The 21,991-nt window shown below is 74.2% G+C and carries 23 protein-coding genes and 2 pseudogenes; 18 read left to right on the top strand and 7 right to left on the bottom strand.

What is annotated here, in order from left to right; translation table 11 throughout:
• The 5 genes from NH342_RS14865 to NH342_RS14845 all read left to right on the top strand — a co-directional run.
• A partial coding sequence (locus NH342_RS14865; RefSeq protein WP_253015674.1) for a hypothetical protein occupies positions 1-371 on the top strand: 371 nt, incomplete at its 5' end.
• A 456-nt stretch (positions 372-827) separates the two neighbouring features.
• Complete coding sequence (locus tag NH342_RS14860) at positions 828-1,040, top strand: hypothetical protein (RefSeq protein ID WP_253015672.1); 213 nt, start codon at positions 828-830, stop codon at positions 1,038-1,040.
• Complete coding sequence (locus tag NH342_RS14855) at positions 1,028-1,405, top strand: type II toxin-antitoxin system death-on-curing family toxin (protein WP_253015670.1); 378 nt, start codon at positions 1,028-1,030, stop codon at positions 1,403-1,405. The genes NH342_RS14860 and NH342_RS14855 overlap by 13 nt, the downstream gene beginning before the upstream one ends.
• 104 nt (positions 1,406-1,509) lie before the next feature.
• On the top strand, positions 1,510-1,809 hold the full coding sequence (locus NH342_RS14850) for a hypothetical protein (protein WP_253015668.1): 300 nt from the start codon (positions 1,510-1,512) through the stop codon (positions 1,807-1,809).
• A 216-nt stretch (positions 1,810-2,025) separates the two neighbouring features.
• Positions 2,026-3,012: a C40 family peptidase gene (locus NH342_RS14845; protein ID WP_253015666.1), complete on the top strand. Its 987-nt coding sequence runs from the start codon at positions 2,026-2,028 to the stop codon at positions 3,010-3,012.
• Positions 3,013-3,150: 138 nt separating this feature from the next.
• Here NH342_RS14845 and NH342_RS14840 read toward each other — a convergent pair.
• Both NH342_RS14840 and NH342_RS14835 read right to left on the bottom strand, forming a co-directional pair.
• A pseudogene (locus NH342_RS14840) lies at positions 3,151-3,513 on the bottom strand (DedA family protein); the annotation flags it as partial.
• A gap of 166 nt (positions 3,514-3,679) precedes the next feature.
• On the bottom strand, positions 3,680-4,891 hold the full coding sequence (locus tag NH342_RS14835; RefSeq protein ID WP_253015664.1) for a saccharopine dehydrogenase family protein: 1,212 nt from the start codon (positions 4,889-4,891) through the stop codon (positions 3,680-3,682).
• Positions 4,892-5,031: 140 nt separating this feature from the next.
• Here NH342_RS14835 and NH342_RS14830 point away from each other — a divergent pair, with 140 nt between their 5' ends.
• Both NH342_RS14830 and NH342_RS14825 read left to right on the top strand, forming a co-directional pair.
• Positions 5,032-6,549: an APC family permease gene (locus tag NH342_RS14830; RefSeq protein WP_253015662.1), complete on the top strand. Its 1,518-nt coding sequence runs from the start codon at positions 5,032-5,034 to the stop codon at positions 6,547-6,549.
• Positions 6,550-6,577: 28 nt separating this feature from the next.
• On the top strand, positions 6,578-6,994 hold the full coding sequence (locus NH342_RS14825) for a universal stress protein (protein ID WP_253015660.1): 417 nt from the start codon (positions 6,578-6,580) through the stop codon (positions 6,992-6,994).
• Positions 6,995-7,108: 114 nt separating this feature from the next.
• On the opposite strand, the gene NH342_RS14820 is transcribed toward NH342_RS14825, so the two are convergent.
• Both NH342_RS14820 and NH342_RS14815 read right to left on the bottom strand, forming a co-directional pair.
• Entirely contained in the window at positions 7,109-8,497 is a 1,389-nt protein-coding gene (locus NH342_RS14820) for an aspartate aminotransferase family protein (RefSeq protein ID WP_253015658.1), read from the bottom strand.
• Between the two features lie 94 nt (positions 8,498-8,591).
• Positions 8,592-9,161, bottom strand: a complete 570-nt coding sequence (locus NH342_RS14815) for a YdeI family protein (RefSeq protein WP_253015656.1) — start codon at positions 9,159-9,161, stop codon at positions 8,592-8,594.
• Positions 9,162-9,221: 60 nt separating this feature from the next.
• Between NH342_RS14815 and NH342_RS14810 the strand changes: the two genes are divergently transcribed.
• Positions 9,222-9,860 carry an SRPBCC family protein gene (locus NH342_RS14810; protein ID WP_253015654.1) on the top strand — a complete coding sequence of 213 codons (639 nt, stop codon included), beginning with the start codon at positions 9,222-9,224 and terminating at the stop codon, positions 9,858-9,860.
• A complete protein-coding gene (locus NH342_RS14805) occupies positions 9,861-10,220 on the top strand; it encodes a helix-turn-helix transcriptional regulator (RefSeq protein WP_253015652.1) in 360 nt (119 codons plus the stop codon).
• Here the strand turns inward: NH342_RS14805 and NH342_RS14800 are convergent.
• The gene (locus NH342_RS14800; RefSeq protein WP_253015650.1) at positions 10,187-10,741 is read right to left on the bottom strand and encodes an ABATE domain-containing protein; all 555 of its coding nucleotides are present in this window, start codon (positions 10,739-10,741) and stop codon (positions 10,187-10,189) included. The two genes, NH342_RS14805 and NH342_RS14800, sit on opposite strands and share 34 nt — an antisense overlap.
• An 80-nt stretch (positions 10,742-10,821) precedes the next feature.
• Here NH342_RS14800 and NH342_RS14795 point away from each other — a divergent pair, with 80 nt between their 5' ends.
• The 3 genes from NH342_RS14795 (at position 10,822) to NH342_RS14785 (ending at position 12,612) form a co-directional block, all read left to right on the top strand.
• A complete protein-coding gene (locus NH342_RS14795) occupies positions 10,822-11,778 on the top strand; it encodes an EamA family transporter (protein ID WP_253015648.1) in 957 nt (318 codons plus the stop codon).
• A 70-nt stretch (positions 11,779-11,848) separates the two neighbouring features.
• Entirely contained in the window at positions 11,849-12,130 is a 282-nt protein-coding gene (locus tag NH342_RS14790; RefSeq protein WP_253015646.1) for a hypothetical protein, read from the top strand.
• 83 nt (positions 12,131-12,213) lie between these two features.
• The gene (locus tag NH342_RS14785; protein WP_253015644.1) at positions 12,214-12,612 is read left to right on the top strand and encodes an RNA polymerase-binding protein RbpA; all 399 of its coding nucleotides are present in this window, start codon (positions 12,214-12,216) and stop codon (positions 12,610-12,612) included.
• Here NH342_RS14785 and NH342_RS14780 read toward each other — a convergent pair whose 3' ends face one another.
• A complete protein-coding gene (locus NH342_RS14780; protein ID WP_253015637.1) occupies positions 12,613-12,876 on the bottom strand; it encodes a DUF1905 domain-containing protein in 264 nt (87 codons plus the stop codon).
• Between the two features lie 48 nt (positions 12,877-12,924).
• Here NH342_RS14780 and NH342_RS14775 point away from each other — a divergent pair, with 48 nt between their 5' ends.
• On the top strand, positions 12,925-13,470 hold the full coding sequence (locus NH342_RS14775; protein WP_253015636.1) for a gamma carbonic anhydrase family protein: 546 nt from the start codon (positions 12,925-12,927) through the stop codon (positions 13,468-13,470).
• Here the strand turns inward: NH342_RS14775 and NH342_RS14770 are convergent.
• Positions 13,439-15,034, bottom strand: a complete 1,596-nt coding sequence (locus NH342_RS14770; protein WP_253015635.1) for a peptide chain release factor 3 — start codon at positions 15,032-15,034, stop codon at positions 13,439-13,441. The two genes, NH342_RS14775 and NH342_RS14770, sit on opposite strands and share 32 nt — an antisense overlap.
• 386 nt (positions 15,035-15,420) lie before the next feature.
• Between NH342_RS14770 and NH342_RS23910 the strand changes: the two genes are divergently transcribed.
• From NH342_RS23910 to NH342_RS14740, 5 genes and pseudogenes are all read left to right on the top strand, one after another.
• Positions 15,421-17,730: a chemotaxis protein CheA gene (locus NH342_RS23910; RefSeq protein WP_308200668.1), complete on the top strand. Its 2,310-nt coding sequence runs from the start codon at positions 15,421-15,423 to the stop codon at positions 17,728-17,730.
• A gap of 1 nt (position 17,731) precedes the next feature.
• Entirely contained in the window at positions 17,732-18,178 is a 447-nt protein-coding gene (locus NH342_RS14755) for a chemotaxis protein CheW (RefSeq protein WP_091554372.1), read from the top strand.
• Between the two features lie 100 nt (positions 18,179-18,278).
• The gene (locus NH342_RS14750) at positions 18,279-19,907 is read left to right on the top strand and encodes a methyl-accepting chemotaxis protein (RefSeq protein ID WP_253015634.1); all 1,629 of its coding nucleotides are present in this window, start codon (positions 18,279-18,281) and stop codon (positions 19,905-19,907) included.
• A gap of 27 nt (positions 19,908-19,934) precedes the next feature.
• The gene (locus NH342_RS14745; protein WP_253015633.1) at positions 19,935-21,545 is read left to right on the top strand and encodes a methyl-accepting chemotaxis protein; all 1,611 of its coding nucleotides are present in this window, start codon (positions 19,935-19,937) and stop codon (positions 21,543-21,545) included.
• Between the two features lie 2 nt (positions 21,546-21,547).
• Positions 21,548-21,991, top strand: a pseudogene (locus NH342_RS14740) (hypothetical protein); the annotation flags it as partial.

Below are 21,991 nucleotides of genomic sequence, written 5' to 3'. Positions count from 1 at the left end.
GGTCGGTGCCGGCGGTGGCCGAGTTGGTCCCAGGGTCGGTCCCCGGGTCGCCCACCGGGGCGGTCGGCGCGTCGACGGAACCGGACGCCGCGGTCGCGGTCGCCCCCGTCGACGAGGACGCCGCGGGCTCGGCCGTCGAGGCCGGGGTCGTGGACGCAGCCGTCGTCGACGTCGACGTCGACTCGGGGGTCACCGCGCCTGCGCTGCCGGCTCCGCCCGCATCACCCGACGCCGGGGCGGTGGACTCCTCGGCCGGGGTCGGCTCCGCGGCCGTCGGCGGGTCGGCCGGAGGAGGATCGGACGGTGGGTCGCTCGGGGACCCCGCCGGTGGCGGGGCGGCAGGTTCGGGCTCCGGGGAGGTGACCACGTAGGTCGTGACGGAGCTGTCCGGAGCCGCCCCGGTCGCCGGTCCCGTCCCCGGGTCGGTCGTCCCCGCTCCCGGGGCCTCGACGGCGACGCCCTCGGCGCCCGCGCCGGCGGTGTCGTCGGCGGACGCGGGCCCCGCGAGGGCCACCCAGGCGGCCGCCGACCCGAGGCCGAGGGCGGCCCCGGCGAGCAGGCGACGACGCCACGGCCGGCCACCGGACGGCGGTCGGCCGTCCACGGCGGGGTCGGCCTGGGTCACGGGGAGGAAGCTAGGGAGGACCGCAAGCCCCTGACCACGAACCGAGTCGCGGACGGTCAGCAACCCGGCGTGTCGGGGCCTGGCGCTCGACGGACCGTTCCTTCCCGGTCACTCGCCGTAGATGCTTACCTCATCCGTGTGATCTGTGACACCATGGTGGTATCACCGGAACGGGTCGGTGCGGACGGCGAGGGGGTCGCCGGTGGCGATGACGCTGCGGCTGTCGGCCGCGCAGAACGAGGCCCTGCGCCTGCAGGCGCGCACGGAGCACGTGTCGATGCAGGACGTCGTCAAGCGTGCGGTGTCGGAGTACCTGGACCACCACGGCCGGACGACGCCCCTGGAGCTCGTCCTCGACGCGGAGGTGGCCCGGTACGGCACCGCGCTCGCGGAGCTGGCGCGGTGGACGGACTGACCGCCGACGACCTGCTCCAGGTCGCGATCCGGGTGGTCGGGCCGGACGTCGCGGTCGCCGACCACGGGCTGCTCGCGGCCGCCGTCGCGCGGGTCTGGGCGACCGTGGACGGCGAGGACGTCTACCCCACGCCGGCGGAGAAGGCGGCCGCCCTGCTGCACTCGCTGGCGCTCAACGGCCCGCTGGTGACCGGGAACCGTCGCTTCGCGCTGGCCGCCGCCCTCGTCCTCATGGGCCTGCACGACCAGCCCGCGGCCATCGCGCCCGACGACGCCGTCGAGCTGGTCACCGGCGTGATGACCGGCAAGGTGGAGACGGTCGCCGAGATCGCACGGGCGCTCGAGGGGCGTCGGGGGGCGCGCTGAGCCGGAACGCACCCGTCACGACGGCGTCACCACGCGGGAACCCCGCCCCGCGAGACTCGGGGTCCGGCGCCCGCCGTGGGGCCCGGGCGAGGGAGGCAGCCGTGGTGCGTGAGCAGAAGCCGTCGATCTTCCAGCTCGGCGCGGTCGAGGGGACCGACGGCGAGGTCGTGGTGTCCGGGTGGGGCCTGGGCATGTGCGCGGCGCGCTGCGCCTGCCACCGGGACCCGGCCGACGGCCAGCTGCGGATCCGCGAGGACCGGACCGCCGGGACGCTCGGGCTGCACAGCTTCGAGCCGGCGCGCTGCGGGTGCTGCCGGCCCTGGACGACGGAGGAGCTGCGTGCCGTGCTGCGCGACGTCGCCGCGGTCGCAGCGCTGGAGGCCCGGGAGCGCACCGCGGGCTGAGGGGTGGACGCCGGCGCCGGCCGGTGACCAGGTGTTGTGACGGGTGGGGCGCGTGAGACGGACACGCCCCGCGGGGTGTCAGCACGGCCAGCATCCGTCCACCTACGTTCAGTTCTGACCCGCTCGGCGACGGCACCCCTCCCCGGGTGCGCGTGCGGGGACCGGAGGCATCCCATGGCACCGCGATCGACCGCGCGACGCTGGTCCCGGACGGCGGTGCCCGCCGTCGTGGCGGGCGTCCTGATCACGTTGGCGGGCGGTCCGGCCACCGCGGCGCCGACGACCGCCGCGGAGGCCGCGGACGCCGTCGCCCAGGCCGCGCAGCAGGTCGAGGCCCTGGGTGAGCAGGTCAACGACGCCGAGCTCGCCGTGGCCGACAAGCAGGCCGCGGCGGCCGCCTCGCAGGCCGCCGCCGACACCGCGGCCGCCGCGGTCACCGCGCTGCAGCCGCAGGTCGACGCGATCGTGCGCAGCGGCTTCGTCGACGGCGTCCCGTCCGGCATCGAGACCGTGCTGACCAGCGGGTCGGCCGACGAGATGCTGCAGCGGGTCTCGACCATCAACCAGCTCACCGACCACACCGACGCCGTCCTGGGGCAGCTGGCCGCGGCGCAGCAGGCCGCCCAGCAGGCCCGGGCCGACGCCGACGCCGCCGCCGCGACGGCGGCGACCGCGCTGGCCGACCTGCAGGCGCAGCAGGACCAGGTGCAGGCCCAGCTGGCCGGCTACCGGGCGGACTACGCTCGGCTCTCGGCACCCGAGCGGGCGCAGGTCGACCGCGCGGTCGCGGGTCCCGAGCTGTCGGCCGCCTCCATGGCCGACGCGGCGGCGGCAGCGCCGGCCGCCGCGCCGAGCGAGGCCGCCGGGATCGCCATCCAGACCGCGCTGGCCCAGCTCGGCAAGCCCTACGTCTGGGGTTCCTCGGGGCCGGGCGGGTTCGACTGCTCGGGCCTCATGCAGTACGCCTACGCCGCCGCCGGGATCTCCCTGCCGCACTCCAGCCGAGCGCAGTACGGCCTGGGCACACCGGTGTCCCGCGCCGACCTGCAGCCCGGAGACCTGGTGTTCTTCTACTCACCGGTGAGCCACGTCGGGATGTACATCGGCAACGGGCAGATGGTGCACGCCAGCGTCAGCGGCCGGCCGGTCGCGGTCACCAGCGTCGACCAGCGGGGCTACGTCGGGGCGCGCCGCATCACCTGAGCGTCCGTGGGCGCGGTGGCCGCGCACCTTCCACGCGACCAGCACCGCGACCACGACCACGGCAGCGACGACGGCGCCGGTCGTGCCCACCTTCGACGCCACCGTCTCCCACGACGCACCGGCCAGGTAGCCGATGAGCACGGCGCCCACGCCCCAGACCAGGCCGCCGACGGCGTTCCAGACCAGGAAGGTCCGGTACCGCATCCGGGCGACGCCGGCCAGCGCCGGGGTGACCGCGCGCAGGAACGCGGTGAGCCGGGCGAGGAACACGGCAGGGCCGCCACGGCGGGCGAGCTTGTCCGTGGCCGCGTCGATGCCGTCCTGGTGCCGGCGGGCGATCCGGGTGGCCAGCAGCCGCGGCCCGGCGCGCCGCCCGACCTCGTAGCCGAGGCTGTCGCCGATGATCGCGGCGGCCACGACGAGCGCACCGAGCAGCCAGACGTCGACCCGGCCCTGGGAGGCGGCCACCCCGCCCAGCACGACCGCGGTCTCGGCCGGCACGACGAAGCCGACGAACAACGCGTCCTCGACGACGACCAGCGCCACGACGACGACGTAGACCCAGATCGCCGGGATCGACAGCAGGCGTTCCAGCAGGGCGGTCACGAGGTCCGTCGTGCCCCACCGGCTGGGCTCCGGCTGTCGGCTCCCTGTGGGTTCCCTGGGGTCAGCCGCCCTCGCGCATGCCCCACGGGGAGCCGTAGGCGGTCAGCAGCTCGAGGAAGGGCACCGCGTCGAAGGCCTCCGGCCCGAGCACGCCCGAGCCCGACCAGGTGCCGGCGGCCAGCAGCTCCAGCGCCACCACCGGGTTCACCGCGGTCTGCCACACCACGGCCTGGTGGCCGTACTCCCGCATGGACCACTCGTTGTCCACCACGTGGTACAGGTAGACCTGCCGGGGCTCGCCGTCCGTGCCCGCGCCGGTGACCCACAGCCCGGCGCAGGTCTTGCCCGACATGCGGTCCCCCAGCCGGGCCGGGTCGGGCAGGCACGCGGCGACGACGTCCCGCGGGCTGACCTGCACGCCCTTGACCGTCACCGGCTCGGTGCGGTCCAGACCGACCTTGTGCAGCGCCTTGAGCACGTCGATGAACTCGGTGCCCAGGCCGTACTTGAAGGTGACCCGCCCGGCGTCCACCCAGCGGGGCATGAGGAGCACCTCCTCGTGCTCCACGTTCACGCACTCCACCGGGCCGATGCCCTCGGGGAAGTCGAAGACCTCGGGCTCGCTGAAGGGCGGGGTGGTGAAGAAGCCGCGGTCCTTCTCGTACACGACCGGCGGGTTGAGGCACTCCTCGATCGTGGTCCAGATGCTGAACGAGGGCGCGAACTCGTAGCCGCTGACCTCGAGGTTCGCCCCGTCGCGCACGCCCATCTCGTCGATCGAGGAGAACAGGTGGTCGGCGGCGTAGCGGGCGAACACGTCGGACAACCCCGGCTCCACGCCCATGCCGACCAGGGCCAGCTGCCCGGCGGCCTCCCACTCCCCGGCCATCAAAAACTGCTCGTCGCCGAGCTTCACCCCGGTCTCCGAGTAGGGGTTCTCCGGGTGCGGGCGGGACAGCGACATGGCCATGTCCACGTAGGTCGCCCCGCCGGCCAGCGCCGCCCGGAACAGCGGCATGACGAAGCGCGGGTCGACGGCGTTCATCAGCACGTCGCAGCGGTGCTCGGCGAGCATCGCGGCCACCGCGTCGGCGTCCCCGGCGTCCACCGACCCGGCCGAGGTGAACCGGGCGTCGTCCACGGCCTCCGCGGTGGCCCGGGCCCGGTCGCCGTCGTAGTCGGTGACCACGACCGCCTCCGGGAAGGAGCGGCGGGCCGCGATGGCGGCGAAGGCGCTGCCGACGCCGCCGGCACCGACCAGGAGGATGCGCATGGGGACCTTCTCTCGTCGTGGAGGTGGCCGGAGCGTAGGCGACGGCTTCCGTCGCTGCACCAAGTCGTAACACGCGAAAACCTTGTGGAGAAGGTCTGCACCTGCGATAACCGTGGCATGACGCACAGTCTGAGCGCTCCATGAGCGCCCCCTCGCCGGCGCCGCAGCTCAAGCAGGGGGCCATCGGCTTCGTCGACGCCCTCGTCATCGGGCTGGCCTCCACCTCGCCCGCGTACTCGCTGGCCGCCGTGGTCGGTGCCGTCGTCGCCCTCGTCGGGGTCTACGCGCCCGGGGTCTTCCTGGCGTCCTTCGTCCCGATGCTGCTCATCGCCTCGGCCTTCTACTACCTGAACAAGGCCGACCAGGACTGCGGGACGACGTTCTCCTGGGTCACCCGGGCGATGGGGCCGTGGGTGGGCTGGATGGGTGGCTGGGCCATCGCCATGACCGGCGTGCTGGTCATCGGCTCGCTGGCCGACGTCGGCGTCCGGTTCGGGCTCTACGCGCTGCAGCTGGACGGGGTCGCGGACAACACGTTCGCCGTCCGGACGCTGACCGTGCTGCTCATCCTCGCGATGACCGCGATCTGCGTGCTGGGCACCGAGATCAGCGCCAAGCTGCAGAACGCGCTGATCATCGCCCAGATCGTCGCTCTGCTGGTGTTCGCCGGCATCGCGCTGGTGGCCGGTCTGCGCGGCAACGGCGCCGACGGGGGCAGCATCACCCCGGAGCTGTCCTGGCTGAACCCGTTCGGGGCCGGCGGCGCCGCCCTGACCGGTGGGCTGCTGCTCGGCGTGTTCATCTACTGGGGCTGGGAGTCCGCGGTCAACCTGACGGAGGAGACCTCGGACGCGGAGTCGACGCCCGGCAAGGCCGCGGTCGTGTCCACCGTCGTCCTGCTGGTGACCTACCTGGGCTGCACGTTCGCCATCCTCAGCTACTTCGGCCCGGCCTTCCTCGCCGACCGGTCGGGTGAGGAGGAGACGATCTTCTACACCCTGGCCACCCAGGTCATGGGCCCGTGGGACTGGGTGCTGCTGCTGGCGGTGTCCACCTCGGCGATCGCCTCGACCCAGACGACCATCCTGCCGGCGTCCCGGACCGGGTTGTCCATGGCCCGCCGGCACGCGATGCCCCGGGGGCTGGCCCGCATCCACCCGAGGTTCCGCACCCCGGACGTGTCGACCTGGACGGTCGCGGCCATCGCCATCGTCTGGTACCTCGTCGTCAACGCGATCAGCGAGAACGCGCTGTTCGACTCGCTGACCGCGCTGTCCCTGCTGATCGCCTTCTACTACTCCCTCACCGGCATCGCCTGCGCGGTGTTCCACCGCCGGCAGCTGACCCGCAGCGTGAAGGACTTCTTCCTCATCGGCGTGGGCCCGGTCATCGGGTCGCTGCTGCTGATCTGGCTGCTGGTCGAGTCGATCGGCGACCTGGCCGACCCGGCCAACTCCTACAGCGGCGTCTCCTGGTTCGGGGTCGGCCCGCCGCTGGTGATCGGCATCGGCATCTTCGTCGTCGGCGTCGTCTTCATGCTGGTCTGGCGGTTCACCGACGCCCGCTTCTGGGCCGAGCGGACCACCACCGTCGAGCGCCTGCAGGCCGACATCGCCGCCGGGCGCTCCGGCGCCGCGGTCGAGGACCCCGCCCCGTGACCCCGATCCGTGCAGGAGTGAGCGAGCAGTGAGCATCGTGCTGGGCTACGACGAGTCCCCGGGCGCCCGCCGTGCCCTGTCGCTGGCCATCGACCTGGCCGGGCGGCTGGACGAGGAGCTGGTGCTGGTCTTCGGTGCTGCCCCGCCCGGCACGGTCGGGGAGGAGTCCGGTGCCCACGCGCAGGCGCTGGCCGAGCTCGGGGGGACGGCGGTCGCCCACGCGGTGGAGGCCGCCGACGCCGCCGGGGTGCGCACCGTCGTCGAGGTGCTGCCGGCCAAGCCGGTGGACGCCCTGCTGGCCGCCGGCGACCGGCACGACGCCCGGGTGATCGTGGTCGGCACCTACGGCGAGACCCCGCTGCGCGGCGCGATCCTGGGCTCGGTGCCGCACAAGCTGCTGCACCTGTCCCGGCGCCCCGTCCTCTGCGTCCCCGCCGAGGCCTGACCCGCGGGCCGGACGGTGATCAGGTCACCTGGTCACCGTGCGGCCACCCGCACCGACGTAGGTGTGGTCGGCCGGACAGTGACCAGGTCACCTGATCACTGTCCGGTGGGGACCCTAGAGGCGGGACCAGGCCTCGGTGAGGACGGCGCGCAGGATCTGCTCGATCTCGTCGAACTCGGCCTGCCCGGCGACCAGGGGCGGGGCGAGCTGGACGACGGGGTCGCCGCGGTCGTCGGCGCGGCAGTAGAGGCCGGCGTCGAACAGCGCCCCGGACAGGAACCCGCGCAGCAGCCGCTCGCTCTCGGCGTCGTCGAAGGTCTCCTTGGTCGCCTTGTCCTTGACCAGCTCGATCCCGTAGAAGAACCCGTCGCCGCGGACGTCGCCCACGATCGGCAGGTCGTGCAGCTTCTCCAGGGTGCGCCGGAAGTCGTGCTCGGTGTCCAGCACGTGCTGGTTGAGGCCCTCCCGGTCGAAGATCTCCAGGTTCGCCAGCCCGACAGCGGCCGACACGGGGTGCCCGCCGAAGGTGTAGCCGTGCGGGAAGGAGACACCCGGGCGCAGGAAGGGCTCCATCACCTTGTCGCTGGCGATCATCGCGCCGATGGGGGAGTAGCCCGACGTCATCCCCTTGGCGCAGGTGATCATGTCCGGCACGTAGCCGAACTTCTCGCAGGCGAAGGTGGTGCCCAGCCGGCCGAAGGCGCAGATGACCTCGTCGGAGACCAGCAGCACGTCGTGCCGGTCGCAGATCTCGCGCACCCGGTCGAAGTAGCCGGGCGGGGGCGGGAAGCAGCCGCCGGCGTTCTGCACCGGCTCCAGGAAGACCGCGGCGACGGTGTCCGGGCCCTCGAACAGGATGGCCTGCTCGATCTGGTCCGCGGCCCACTGGCCGAAGGCCTTGGGGTCGTCGCCGAAGTAGGGCGCCCGGTAGATGTTGGTGTTGGCCGCGCGGAAGGCGCCGGGCACCAGCGGCTCGAAGTCCTGCTTGAGCGCCGGCAACCCGGTGATGGACAGCGCGCCCTGCGTCGTGCCGTGGTACGCGATGGCCCGGCTGATCACCTTGTGCTTGGCCGGCTTGCCGACGAGCTTGAAGTACTGCTTGGCCGCCTTCCACGCCGTCTCCACGGCCTCGCCGCCGCCGGTGGTGAAGAAGACCCGGTTCAGGTCGCCCGGCGCGGCGGCCGCCAGCCGCTGCGACAGCTCGATGGCGGCCGGGTGCGCGTAGGACCAGATCGGGAAGAAGGCGAGCTGCTCGGCCTGCTCGGCCGCTGCCTGGGCCAGCTCGCGGCGGCCGTGCCCGGCCTGGACGACGAACAGCCCGGCCAGCCCGTCGAGGTAGCGGCGCCCCCGGTCGTCCCAGATGTAGGAGCCCTCGCCCTTCACGATCACCGGCGGGGCCTGCTGGGCGTACCCGCCCATCCGGGAGAAGTGCAGCCAGAGGTTGTCGACGTCGGCCGGGCCGTACTGCCCGGGCTCGGTGACCGGCTGCTCGGTGGTGGTCATGGCGGAGCTCCCTGCTGCTGCGGATTCCGTCGTCGCACGACGGCTCGACAGGGCAGAGCGTAGCGAGGATGGGCCTCGGAAAGCGAGAACGTCGTCAGAGCCGCTTGCCGGTCGCCACCCTGTCGACCAGGTCGGCGATGGTCGCCGCCCGACCGGCCGCCGTGCGCTTGGTGTGCACCCGGTGGAGCACCGCGTAGCGGCCGGCGGCGTCCAGGGCGTCGAAGGCCTGCCACGCACCCGGGGTCGCCGACAGCGCGGCCGCGAGGTCCTCGGGCACGGGCATCGCCGCCGAGCCCGGGTACGCCGCGGCCCACCGGCCGTCGGCCTGCGCGGCCTCGACCTGGGCGAGTCCCGCCGGGCGCATCCGGCCCTGCTCCACCAGTCGGGCCACCGTGGCCACGTTCTTGGCCGACCAGATGCTGCGCGGACGGCGGGGGGTGACCCGGATGGTCCAGCTCTCCTCGTCCAGCCGGTTGGCCCGGCCGTCGATCCACCCGTGGCAGAGCAGGCCCTCCACCAGCTCCTCCCAGGTCACCGACGGGAAGGAGGCCCCCTTCTTGGCCAACCGCACGTAGAGGCCCGGTGCCTCACCGCCGTGCTCGGTCAGCCAGACGTCCAGTTCGGCCCCGTCGGCGAACATGCGCATCTCGAACTCGCGCTCCACGCCGCCACCCTGGCACCCGGGGGCTTGCCGGCGGAACCCTTCATCCATAAGCTGCTGCTTATGCTCACCGACCCCGTCGCCACCGCCGGCCTCGTCGCGCGGGAGGTGCGCACCGGCTCCCGGGACGGTGTCGCCACCCGGTTGGTCGTCGCCCGCCGGCGCTACCGCACCGACCGGGCCGACCTCTGGCAGGCCGTCACCGACCCCGAGCGCATCCCGCGCTGGTTCCTCCCGGTCACCGGCGACCTGCACGAGGGTGGCCGCTACCAGCTGCAGGGCAACGCCGGCGGCGTCGTCGAGCGCTGCGCCGCCCCCGAGTCGTTCGCGGTCACCTGGGAGATGGGCCCGATGGTGTCCTGGCTGACCGTCTCCCTCGCCGAGGCCGACGGCGGCACCGACCTCGAGCTGGTGCACGAGGCGCCGGTCGACCCGAAGATGTGGGACACCTACGGTCCCGGCGCGGTCGGCGTCGGCTGGGACCTCGGGCTCATGGGCCTGGGCCTGCACATCGACACCGGCGCCCCGGTCGACCCCGACGAGGGCCTGGCCTTCGCGACCACGCCCGAGGGGCACGCGTTCGTCGGTGCGTCCGCGCAGGGCTGGGCCGCGGCCGCGGCCGCGGACGGCGACGACCCGACCGCGGCCCGGGCGGCGGCCGCGCAGACCACCGCCTTCTACACCGGCACCGGCGCCGGCTGAGTGGCCGCCGACCCGTTCGACGCACTCGGCGACCCCACCCGCCGGCGCATCCTGGAGTTGCTGGCCGGCACCGAGCGCACCGTCGGGGAGCTGGTCGCGGCGCTGGGCCGGATCTCCCAGCCCGCGGTCTCCCAGCACCTGGCGGTGCTGCGGGAGGCCGGCCTGGTGCGGGTGCGCGCCGAGGGCACCCGCCGGTTCCACGCCGTGGACGACGCCACCGTGGCCGCGGCGCGGGAGTGGCTGGCCCGGCTGGCCGACCCCTTCGACCAGCCGATGGACGCCCTGGCCACCGAGGTCGCCCGCGGGCGCCGCGCCCGGTCGGCGGCTCAGTCCCCGGGGGCCGCCCGGCGGGCGCGGTAGGCCGCGGCGTGCGTGCGGTTGGCGCAGCTGGTGTCGCAGAACCGGCGGGACCGGTTCTTCGTCAGGTCCACCAGGGCCGCTCCGCACCCCTCGGCCTCGCACCGGCCGAGCCGGTCCAGCTCCTCGGCGCGGACCAGGTCGGCCACCGCCATCGCCGCCTCCACCGCCATCCGGTGCGCGAGCGGCGCGTGTGGCTCGGTGGCGTGGATGTGCCAGCCCCACTCCCCGTGCCGCACCAGCTGCGGCTGGGCGTCGCCGTCCCGCAGCAGCCGGTTCACCACCGAGACCACGCCGTCGCTGTCGTCGTCCCACATCTCGCCGAGCCGGGCCCGGAGCCGGTGCACCGCGGCGAGCTCGCCGGGATCGCCGGCGCGGTCGCCGGTGTAGCCCCAGGTGTCCAGGAAGGCGTCGAGGGCGGCCGGGTCGGGCAGCAGCTCGGTGCCGGTCCCGGACCCGGTGGCGGTGTTCACCAGGGCCGCGGCGGCCTGCAGTGCCACCTCGGTGTCATGGGCGAAGAGCATGTTGCTCCTGACGTCTGCTACGGTCTCGCACATCAGGATCGTACTGCTCTTCGGTCCTGACGGGTCTCGAGGAGGACGCCGTGCTGGATCGCCGTGCCGGGCTGACCGGTCTGCTGCTCGCCCTGGCCTCGGCCGCCGCCTTCGGCACCTCCGGGGTGTTCGCCGCCGCCCTCCTGGGCTCCGGCTGGACCGCCGCGGCCGCGGTCACCGTCCGGGTCGGGCTGGCCGCGGTCGTGCTCACCGTCCCCGCCCTGCTCCAGCTGCGGGGCCGGTGGCGCCTGCTGCGGGCCAACGCGGGCTCGGTCCTCGCGTTCGGTCTGCTCGCCGTCGCCGGCTGCCAGGTCGCCTACTTCCTGGCCATCAGCCGGCTCGACGTCGGCGTCGCCCTGCTGCTCGAGTACTCCGGCGTCGTCCTCGTCGTGCTGTGGGTGTGGCTGCGGCACGGCCAGCGGCCCAGCCCCGTCACCGCGGCCGGCGTGGTCGTGGCCGTGGCCGGGCTCGTGCTCGTCCTCGACGTGCTGTCGGGCGCGGAGATCGACCTGCTCGGGGTCCTCTGGGGTCTGCTGGCCGCGGTCGGGCTGGCCGTCTACTTCGTCGTCTCCGGCCGCACCGACGACGCGCTGCCCCCGCTGGTCAGTGCCTGGGGCGGGCTGGCCGTCGGCGCCGCCGCCCTCGGCGTCGCTGCGGTGGTGGGGGTGGTGCCGTGGCACACCACCGCCGCGCCGGTCGAGCTGGCCGGCCGCACGGTGAGCTGGCTGGTGCCGGTGCTCGGCCTGGCGCTGGTGGCCGCGGCCTTCGCCTACGCCACCGGGGTCGCGGCGATCCGCCGGCTCGGGTCGCGCACCAGCTCCTTCGTCGGGCTGACCGAGGTGTTGTTCGCCGTCGGGTTCGCCTGGCTGGCGCTGGGGCAGCAGCCGGGCCCGGTGCAGCTGCTCGGCGGGGTCGTGGTGCTGGTCGGCATCGTGCTGGTCCGGGCGGGGGAGGGTCGCGCGGCCGTCGCCGTCGAGCCGGTCCCGGAGCCCGCCGGCAGCCGGTGAGCCGCACAACCGGGCTGGTCACGGCCCCGTCGGACCCACAGGGAGGGGTGCGAGCGCCTACTCTGGGGAGATGACCGGCAGCCAGGACACAGCCAAGGACGCCGCCGTGCAGGCCATCCGGGCCGCCGACGCCGACCGCCAGGCCGCCCAGGCGGCGGCGCGCGAGGCGCAGCGGCGCTGGGAGGCGGCGCTCGTCGCCGCCGTCGAGGCCGGGCACGCCCCCTCGGCGGTGGCCCGCGAGGCCGGGGTCACCCGCAACCGGGTCTCCCAGCTGGTCTCCGCCCGGCGGGCCGCGGAGCACGACGGCCGCGGGCACCGCGCGCCGCGGATCGTGCCCAGCCCCTTCGGCTGACGCAGGACGCCTCCCCGCTGCGTAAACGCAGTTTGCAGTTCGGCGTACGGTGGTAGCCAGAACGCGTCGACGAGGAGGCTGCCGTGCCCGACAACCTGCGCGGTTCCCGGATGGGGGCCACGAGCCTGGAGACCGTCCGCGGGGCCGTGCTCGCGGAATCGGCCACCTACACCTACGTCTGCGAGCGTGACCACGACGTCCCGGTCACCTTCGCGGCGGACGCCGTCCCGCCGGCGACCTGGACGTGCCCGCGGCACGGCTCGCCGGCCTCACTGGTGGTCACCCCCGACACACCCGTCGCCCCGGTGCTGGCCGACGGCGAGGAGCCGCCCCGGCGGGGCCGCGCCCGCAAGACCGGGCCGCCGCGGGTCAGCAAGACCCCGTGGGAGATGCTGCTCGAGCGCCGGGACATCGCCGACCTGGACGACCTGCTGGCCGAGCGGCTCGAGGTCCTGCGCGCCCGGCGGACCCGCGCGTCCTGATCAGCGGTCGGGGTCGACGACCAGCTCGACCTCGACCTCGTCGCCGGCACCCCGGCCGGTGCGCTTGCGGGTCTCGGCGTTGAACGAGATCAGGTAGCGGCCGCCCATCACGCCGATCGTGGTGGTGTAGGTGTAGTCGCCGTCGATCGTGACGACGACGGGGACCCGCTTGCCGCGGCCGAGACCCAGCACGACGTCCTCGGGCACGACGATGCCGACGTTGTTGCCACCGGTGGCTTCCAGGGTGGTGCGGAACACGGTCACGGGCGCCGATCATGCCGTGCCCCCGGCCGGTGCGGTAGGCAGGTGCGCATGACCGGACCGCTGATCGCCGCCCTCGGGGACCGCGTCCCCTCCCTCGACCCCACCGCCTTCGTCGCGCCGTCCGCCGTCGTGGTGGGCGACGTCGCACTCGGCCCGCGTTCCTCGGTCTGGTACGGCGCGGTGGTCCGCGCCGATGCCGAGTCCATCTCGATCGGCGCGGACTCCAACGTGCAGGACGGCTCGACCCTGCACAGCGACCCGGGCTTCCCGCTGGTCCTGGGCGAGCGGGTGACCGTGGGGCACCGGGTGGTGCTGCACGGCGCGCGGGTCGACGACGACGTCCTGGTCGGCATGGGTGCGGTGGTGATGAACGGTGCGCACATCGGGTCGGGCTCGATCGTGGCGGCCGGCGCGGTGGTGACCGAGGGCGCCGAGGTGCCACCGGGCTCGCTGGTGGCCGGTGTGCCCGCGAAGGTCGTCCGCGAGCTGGGCGACGCCGCCGTCGAGCGGATCCGGGCGAACGCGGTCAGCTACACCGACCGCCTGGACCAGCACCGGGCGTTCAGGCCAGTTGGGCAGCCACCAACGGCGTGAGGGTGAGGTGCGGCTTGTTCTGCTCCAGCGTGCGCAGCGCCCACTTGTCGGTGAACAGGGCCAGCAGCTCGCCGTCGGGGCGGGTCATGACCTCGGCGCCGCGGGCCTTGGCGACCTCGGCGGCGGACTCGGCGTCGGTGACCCGGGCGACGGTGTAGGGCAGGTGGTCCAGCGTGATCGGTGACCCGAACTCGTGCTCCATGCGGTGGCTGGCCACCTCGAACTGCATGGGGCCGACGACGGCGAGCACCGGGGCGCCGTCGCCGCGGCGCTCGGAGACCAGCACCTGGACGACGCCCTCGCCGGCCAGGGTGTCCATGCCCTTGCGGAACTGCTTGTACTTGCTGGTGTCGGCGGCCCGGGCGACCGCGAAGTGCTCGGGCGCGAACGTGGTGATCGGCGGGTAGACCACCGGGGTGTCGGAGTAGAGGGTGTCGCCGACGCCCAGGGCGCTGGCGTTGACCAGGCCGACGACGTCGCCGGGGTAGGCGGTCTCGATGGTCTCCCGGTCCCGGCCGAACACCTGCTGGGCGTACTTGGTGGCGAAGGGCCGGCCGTTGGCGGCGTTGGTGACGACCATCCCGCGCTCGAAGACGCCGGTGCAGACCCGGATGTAGGCCAGCCGGTCGCGGTGGCCGGTGTCCATGCCGGCCTGGACCTTGAACACGAACGCGCTGAACGGGTCGTCCAGGGCGCGCGGCTTGCCGTCGGCGTCGGGCCGGTCGGCCGGGGCGGGCGCGAGGTCGACCAGGGTGTCCAGCAGGGCGGCGACGCCGAAGTTCGACACCGCCGAGGCGAACAGCACCGGGGTGGTGGCGCCGGCCAGGAAGAGCTCCTGGTCGTGCTGGGCGCCGGTCTCCTCCAGCAGCTCGCTCTCCTCGAGCGCGGTGGTCCAGGCCTCGCCCTCCTGCGCCAGCGCGGCGTCGGGGTCCATCACCTGCTCTGGGGCGATGGTCGCGCCACCGGCGGTGCGGGTGAAGTGCCGGTAGCTGCCGTCGCGGCGGTCCAGCACGCCGCGGAAGTCGCCGGCGATGCCGACCGGCCAGGTCAGCGGGGTGGGCTGCAGGCCGGTGCGCTCGGCGATCTCGTCCATCAGGGCGAGTGCCTCGTTGCCCGGGCGGTCCCACTTGTTGATCACCGTGATGATCGGGATGCCGCGGTGCTTGCAGACCGCGAACAGCTTCATGGTCTGGGTCTCCAGGCCCTTGGCCGCGTCGACCAGCATCACCGCGGCGTCGACGGCGGTGAGCACCCGGTAGGTGTCCTCGGAGAAGTCCGCGTGGCCGGGGGTGTCCAGCAGGTTGACCACCGCGTCGCGGTAGGCGAACTGCAGGGCGGCGGAGGTGATGGAGATGCCGCGGGCCTTCTCCATGTCCATCCAGTCCGACACGGTGGCGCCGCGGCCGGCCTTGCCGTGCACCGCACCCGCCCGGCCGATCACGTGCGCGTGCAGCGCGAGGGCCTCGGTGAGGGTGGACTTGCCGGCGTCGGGGTGGCTGATGACCGCGAAGGTCCGGCGGCGTGCGGCCTCGCCGGCGACGATGGCCGATCCTGCGGTGCTCATCCCGGCGAGTCTACGACCGGGACGGCGGCCTCCCCGCTCGTGATCTGCACCGCCTTCCCCGGAATGGTCCGGCGGGCCGGGGTCGACAATTCCTGCGGTCACCGCCCCGGCCGTGTCGACACGTCGACGCAGAACGGCGTCGACCATTCCGGCCTGCGGGGCACAACCCACTCTGAGCTGCGGTTTCACCCGTCCGAGTGGGTTTCCTGCCCCTGGTCATCGAATGGCGGGCGGACGGTGACCGGAATGGCGTCCGCGGGCGGCCGCGCACATCGGCAGAAATGGCACGGAACTGGAGCGGTTCGAGTGGAGGACCTGGCGTCCCTGCCGTAATCGACCCTGACGACGCGGGGCGGACAGCGCCCCGCAGCAGGGGGAGGACGAGCGTGGACGGCTTGGACGACATCGTCGAGGACTTCCTCGTCGAGAGCCACGAGAACCTGGACCAGCTGGACCGCGACCTGGTCGCGCTGGAGCAGGACCCGGGCTCGCGGGAGCGGCTGTCGAGCATCTTCCGCACGATCCACACCATCAAGGGCACCAGCGGGTTCCTCGCCTTCGGCAAGCTCGAGCAGGTCGCCCACGTCGGGGAGAACATGCTGTCCCGGCTGCGCGACGGGGTGCTGGAGCTGACCCCGCACCGCACCGACGCGCTGCTGGCGATGGTCGACACGGTGCGCGAGCTGCTGGGCTCGATCGAGACCACCGGCGGCGAGGGGTCGGTGGACGTCACCCGCGCGGTCGAGCTGATCGGCGCCGCGATGGACGACGAGCCGGCCGCCCCCGCCGAGCCCGAGGTCGCCGAGGCACCCGAGGTCGTCGAGCCCGAGGTCGCCGTGGTGGTCGAGGCACCCGTCGCCGTCGCGGCCCCGGCCGCTGCGCCGGCGGCACCGGCCCCGGCCGCCCCGGCCCCCGTGCCGGCCGCCCAGGCCGAGGACGACCAGGCGCCCCGCCGCGCGGTCGCGGACTCCACCATCCGGGTGGACGTCGACCTGCTCGACGCGCTCATGCAGCTGGTCGGCGAGCTGGTGCTCACCCGCAACCAGATCGTGCAGTACGTCTCGCGGCAGACCGACACCGACCTGGTGCGCGCCGGGCAGCGGTTGAACCTCATCGCCAGCGAGCTGCAGGAGGGCGTCATGAAGACGCGCATGCAGCCCATCGACCACATCTGGTCCAAGCTCCCCCGCGTCGTCCGCGACCTGGGCCAGCAGTGCGGCAAGTCCGTGCGGCTGGCCATGGAGGGCGCCGAGACCGAGCTGGACAAGACGCTGCTGGAGGCGGTCAAGGACCCGCTGACCCACCTGGTCCGCAACTCCGTCGACCACGGCATCGAGACCCCCGAGGCCCGCCGCGCCGCCGGCAAGCCGGCCGAGGGCGTGCTGAGCCTGCGCGCCCGGCACGAGTCCGGCCAGGTCGTGGTCGAGGTCATCGACGACGGTGCCGGCATCGACCCGGCGAAGATCGGGGAGAGCGCCGTCCGCAAGGGCCTGGTGACCCCCGACGCGCTGGCCCGGATGGCGACCGCGGACGTCCTGCAGCTGATCTTCGCCCCGGGCTTCTCCACCGCCGCCGCGGTCACCAACGTCTCCGGCCGCGGGGTGGGCATGGACGTGGTCAAGACCAACATCGAGGCCATCGGCGGCACCATCGAGATCGAGTCCGAGCCGGGCACCGGCACCTGCACCCGGCTGCGCATCCCGCTGACCCTGGCCATCGTCCCGGCGCTGACCGTGGAGTGCGCCGGCGACCGCTACGCGATCCCGCAGGTCAGCCTGCAGGAGCTGGTCTCGCTCGACGCCGAGAAGGCCGCCGCCGCGGTCGAGGAGATCGGTGGCGCGCAGGTCTACCGGCTGCGCGGGGAGCTGCTGCCGCTGGTCCGGCTGGCCGACGTGTTCGGGCTGAGCTCCGACCGGCACGACGGGCACGTGGTCATCGCCGTCCTGCGGTCGGAGGGCCGCCGTTTCGGCCTGGTCGTGGACCGGGTCATCAACACCGAGGAGATCGTGGTGAAGGCAGTCGGTGCGCAGCTGAAGTCCATCGGCCTCTACTCCGGGGCCACCGTCCTCGGCGACGGCACCGTCGCGCTCATCCTCGACGTGCAGGCCCTGGCGCGCCGCGCGCTGCGCGCCGAGACGGTCGAGCGCGCCGAGCAGCGCACGGCGGCCAGCGTGGCCGCGGCCACCGCCCGGGCCGGCGCGGAGCGGCAGCGGATGCTGCTGGCCTCCATCGGCGGGGGACGCCGGGTGGCCATCCCGCTGGACACCGTCACGCGGCTGGAGCAGATCCGGACCGCCTCGGTGGAGCGGGTCGGCTCGCGGGAGGTGGTGCAGTACCGCGGCGCGATCCTGCCGATCGTCCGGCTGGACCGGCACCTGGGTGCCACGTCGTCCTACGGCTACGACGAGCCGGCCCCGGAGACGCTGGAGGTCATCGTCTACGCCGACCGCGACCGCAGCGTCGCGATCGTGGTCGAGGAGATCCTCGACATCATCGACGACAGCGAGGCCAAGCACTCCGACATCGACGACATGGGCCTGCTCGGCTCGGCGGTGTTCGGCGACAAGGTCACCGAGCTGCTCGACGTGCGCGCGGCCATCCTCGCCGCCGACCCCGGCTTCTACGCCTTCGACACCGCCGCCCCCGCGGCACCCACCGCCGGCTCGCCGGCCCGCGACGACCTGATGGTGGTCTGACATGAGCACGGCAACCGCCCCCCGCACCGGCACCGCCCAGCTGGCCACCTTCTGGCTGGACGGCGACCTCTACGGCGTCGAGGTCGAGCACGTCCAGGAGGTCCTACGGGCGCAGAAGCTCACCCGGGTGCCGCTGGCCCCGCCGGCCGTCGCCGGCCTGATCAACCTCCGCGGGCAGGTCGTCACCGCCATCGAGCTGCGCGAGCGGCTGGGCCGCCCGGCCCGCGCCGCCGACGCCGAGTCCGTGGTCATCGTGGTCCGGATGCACGGCGAGGCCGTCAGCTTCCTCGTCGACGGGATCGCCGACGTCGTGCACGTGGACGCCGCGGACTTCGAGCAGCCGCCGGACACCCTCGACGGCCGCGCCCGCGAGCTGATCCTCGGCGCCTACAAGCTCGACGGCCGGCTGCTGCTGGCCCTGGACGTCTCCCGCGCCGTCGCGGCCTGACGCCGGCCCCCCGCAGAGACTCCCGCACCTCGCCCCGCACCGGACCGCCGGCGACCTGCTCGCCGGCGACCCGGCCCCACCCCTGCCCGGAAGGCCCCCCGTGAGAACACCCGGACGCCGCCTCGCCGACCTCGGCCTGCGGACCCGCCTCGGACTCGCCTTCGGTGTCGTCGCCCTCGTCGTGCTGGGCTGCGCCGGTGGCGGCGTCGCCGCCGTCGCCCAGCAGCGCGAGCTCGCCGGCCAGGTCCGCGCCGTGGGCGACGTCCTGCGCGACGCCGAGACCATGCGCTTCCAGATCGCCGACGCCACCGGCTGGCAGGGCTTCGTCCTGGCCGACGTCGCCGCCTTCGGCCCCGAGGCGTCGCTGCGCGACGACTCCTACAACCGGGCCGGGTTCCTGGCCAGCAAGGCCTCGATCTACGCCTGGCTGGACGACGTCGACACCTCGGCGATGGACGCCACCGAGCGGGCGGCCTTCGACCAGCTCCGGCCGGCGTGGGACGACTACTACCGCTGGGACGACCAGGTGGTGGAATGGATCCGCCCGGGCACCCAGGCCGGTCTCGCCGAGGCGCAGACCTCGATCAACGACGGGGACGCCGGTGCCGCGTACGGCGTGGTGCTGGGCATCGCCGACGCGGTCGCCGGCTCCGCGCAGGACCGCCTGGCCGCGCTGGGGGAGCGGCAGTCGGCCGCGCAGAACCGCGCCACCTGGCTGCTGGTGGTGGCCGGCGTCCTCGGGCTGCTGCTGGCCGCGGGCCTGGCCTGGCACCTGACCCGCTCGCTGGTCGGCCCGCTGCACCGCATCCGGGACGTCGCCGAGGGCATCGGCGCCGGCGACCTGACCCGCCGCACCGGGCTGAGCGGGGAGGGCGAGATGGGCCGGGCCGGGGCCGCCCTGGACCGGGCCACCGAGCAGCTGGCCGGGGTGGTCGGCGCGGTGGCCGGCTCCGCGGACGCCGTCGCGGCCGCCAGCACCCAGCTGGCGGGGTCCTCCGGCCGCATCGCGGTCTCGGCGGAGGAGACCAGCGCGCAGTCGGGCCTGGTCTCCGGTGCCGCCGACGAGGTCTCGCGCAGCGTCGCGACCGTCGCCGCGGGTGCCGAGCAGATGAGCGCCTCGATCCGGGAGATCGCGCAGAACGCCAACGAGGCCGCCCGGGTCGCCGCGGAGGCGGTCAGCGAGGCCGAGGCCACCAACGCCACCATCCACAAGCTGGGCCTGTCGTCGAAGGAGATCGGCGACGTGGTGAAGGTGATCACCTCCATCGCGGAGCAGACCAACCTGCTGGCGCTCAACGCCACGATCGAGGCGGCCCGGGCCGGGGAGGCCGGGAAGGGCTTCGCGGTGGTGGCCAACGAGGTCAAGGAGCTGGCGCAGGAGACCGCGCGGGCGACGGAGGACATCGCCCGTCGGGTGGAGGCCATCCAGGCCGACACCACCGGCGCCACCGAGGCCATCGGGCGGATCGGTGAGGTCATCGGGCAGATCAACGACTACCAGCTGACCATCGCCAGCGCGGTCGAGGAGCAGACCGCCACCACCAACGAGATGTCGCGCAGCGTCGCCGAGGCCGCGGCGGGGACGACCGAGATCGCCGCGAACACCGCCGGCGTCTCCGGGGCCGCGACGGCCACCACCCAGGCCCTCGGCCAGACCCGGGTCGCGATCGACGAGCTCTCCCGCATGGCCACCGACCTGCGCGCCACCGTCGGCCGCTTCACCACCTGACCCGACCGACCACCCCTGGAGCTCCCCGTGACCACGATCCGCCGCCGCCTGGGCTCCCTCGGCGTCCGCGCCCAGGTCCTGTCCGCCGTCCTCGTCGCCGCCCTCGTCGCGGGTGTCGTCGGGCTGGCCGGGCTGACCGCGCTGTCCGCCTCGGCCGACCGCACCCAGACCGTCTACGCCGAGGACGTCCGTGGCGTGCTGCTGGCCCAGGAGATGCGTTTCCAGCTGATGTCGATCCGGTTCGCCCAGTCCAGCCGGACCAACGCCGCCCGCGCCGGTGACACCGAGTCCCTCGCCCGGTGGACGACCACCCGCGGCGAGGCCGTGGACGCCCTGACCTCGGCCGGCCAGGAGCTGCTGGGCACCGTGGACCTGACCCCGGCCAGCCGCGGGACCGTGCAGGGCGCCGTCGACGGGGTGGGGGAGTACATCGACCTGACCGGTCAGCTCGACGCGCTGACCGCGGCCGGGGACACCGCCGGCTGGACCCGGCTGCGCGACGGCCAGGTGAACCCGCTCATGACGGGCCTGGTCGACTCCCTGGACGAGCTGGTGCAGACCCGGACGGCCTCCGCGGCCGACGACGCCGCCGCGGCCTCGGCCGCCTACCGCTCCACGCGCACCGTGCAGGTCGTCGTGCTGGTGCTGGGCATCGGTCTGGCCGTCGGCATCGGCTGGCTGGTCGCCCGCTCCTTCGTGCGCCGGCTGCGTGGCCTGCAGACCACCGCGACCGCGCTGGCCGGCGGTGACCTGACGGTGCAGACGGGCGTCAGCGGCGGCGACGAGGTCGGGCAGACCGCCGCGCTGCTGGACAGCGCCCTGGTCGACCTGCGTGCCCTGATGGCCACCGTCGCCGGCTCCGCCGACGCGGTCGCCGCCTCCAGCGAGGAGCTCTCGGCCTCGGCCGCGCAGATCTCGGCCTCGGCCGAGCAGACCAGCGCGCAGTCCGGTGCGGTGTCCGGTGCCGCCGACGAGGTGTCCCGGTCGGTGGCGACCGTGGCCGCCGGTGCCGAGGAGATGACCGCGTCGATCCGGGAGATCGCGCAGAACGCCAACGAGGCGGCCCGGGTCGCCGCGGAGGCCGTGACCGAGGCGGAGGCCACCAACGCCACCATCACCAAGCTCGGGGTCTCCTCGAAGGAGATCGGCGACGTGGTCAAGGTGATCACCTCCATCGCGGAGCAGACCAACCTGCTGGCGCTCAACGCCACGATCGAGGCGGCCCGGGCCGGGGAGGCCGGGAAGGGCTTCGCGGTGGTGGCCAACGAGGTGAAGGAGCTGGCGCAGGAGACCGCGCGGGCGACGGAGGACATCGCCCGTCGGGTGGAGGCCATCCAGGCCGACACGACCGGGGCCACCGAGGCGATCGGGCGGATCGGTGAGGTCATCGGGCAGATCAACGACTACCAGCTGACCATCGCCAGCGCGGTCGAGGAGCAGACCGCCACGACCAACGAGATGTCGCGCAGCGTGGCCGAGGCCGCCGGCGGCACCACCGAGATCGCCGCGACCATCACGGGCGTCTCGACCGCCGCGGACTCCACCACCCAGGCGCTGGGGCAGACGCGGGTGGCCGTGGACGAGATGTCCCGGATGGCCGCCGACCTGCGCAGCACCGTCGGCCGCTTCACCCACTGACGATGCCGTACTCCCTGGTCAGCGCAGCCACGATCGGCTTCGACCTGGTCCGCCTGCCCGGTGGGCCCGACGTCGCCACCGTGCTGCTGGCCGGCCTCGGGGCCGCGCCGGAGCACCTGCAGGGGTGGGCGGCCGCGCACCCGGTGGTGTCCGGCAGCGCCGCCCAGCGGATCCGGTGGGCCGACCGGTCCGTCCGGGTCCGCGAGCTGGCCGCCGCCGGTGTGCCCGGGCTGCGCGACGTGCGGGCCGAGCACACCCGCAGCGAGGCCCTGGTCCTGCTGCTCGAGCAGGGCATGCTCGGCGACGCCGCCGCCGTCGAGCGGGTGCTGCGCGAGGACGTCCTCGGGCCCGAGTCCGTCGCGGTGGCCGCGGTCGCCCCCGAGGTCGCCCAGCTCGCCGCCGACGTGCTCGCCGACGCCGCCGTGGCCGGCTGGGCGGCGGCCGCC

The organism is Klenkia sp. PcliD-1-E, assembly GCF_024124375.1.
Classification (GTDB): domain Bacteria; phylum Actinomycetota; class Actinomycetes; order Mycobacteriales; family Geodermatophilaceae; genus Klenkia.
The sequence above is the reverse complement of the archived record's forward strand: the minus strand, read 5'-3'. Positions and strand labels throughout refer to the sequence as shown.

Bases quoted from the DNA above. Each gene is read 5' to 3' on its own strand.
- NH342_RS14810 (WP_253015654.1), top strand. From the start codon at position 9,222: ATGCTCACCGACCCCGTCGCCACCGCCGGCCTCGTCGCGCGGGAGGTG.
- NH342_RS14770 (WP_253015635.1), bottom strand. From the start codon at position 15,034: ATGAGCACCGCAGGATCGGCCATCGTCGCCGGCGAGGCCGCACGCCGC.
- NH342_RS14800 (WP_253015650.1), bottom strand. From the start codon at position 10,741: ATGCTCTTCGCCCATGACACCGAGGTGGCACTGCAGGCCGCCGCGGCC.
- NH342_RS14830 (WP_253015662.1), top strand. From the start codon at position 5,032: ATGAGCGCCCCCTCGCCGGCGCCGCAGCTCAAGCAGGGGGCCATCGGC.
- NH342_RS14835 (WP_253015664.1), bottom strand. From the start codon at position 4,891: ATGCGCATCCTCCTGGTCGGTGCCGGCGGCGTCGGCAGCGCCTTCGCC.
- NH342_RS14755 (WP_091554372.1), top strand. From the start codon at position 17,732: ATGAGCACGGCAACCGCCCCCCGCACCGGCACCGCCCAGCTGGCCACC.
- NH342_RS14775 (WP_253015636.1), top strand. From the start codon at position 12,925: ATGACCGGACCGCTGATCGCCGCCCTCGGGGACCGCGTCCCCTCCCTC.
- NH342_RS14820 (WP_253015658.1), bottom strand. From the start codon at position 8,497: ATGACCACCACCGAGCAGCCGGTCACCGAGCCCGGGCAGTACGGCCCG.
- NH342_RS14790 (WP_253015646.1), top strand. From the start codon at position 11,849: ATGACCGGCAGCCAGGACACAGCCAAGGACGCCGCCGTGCAGGCCATC.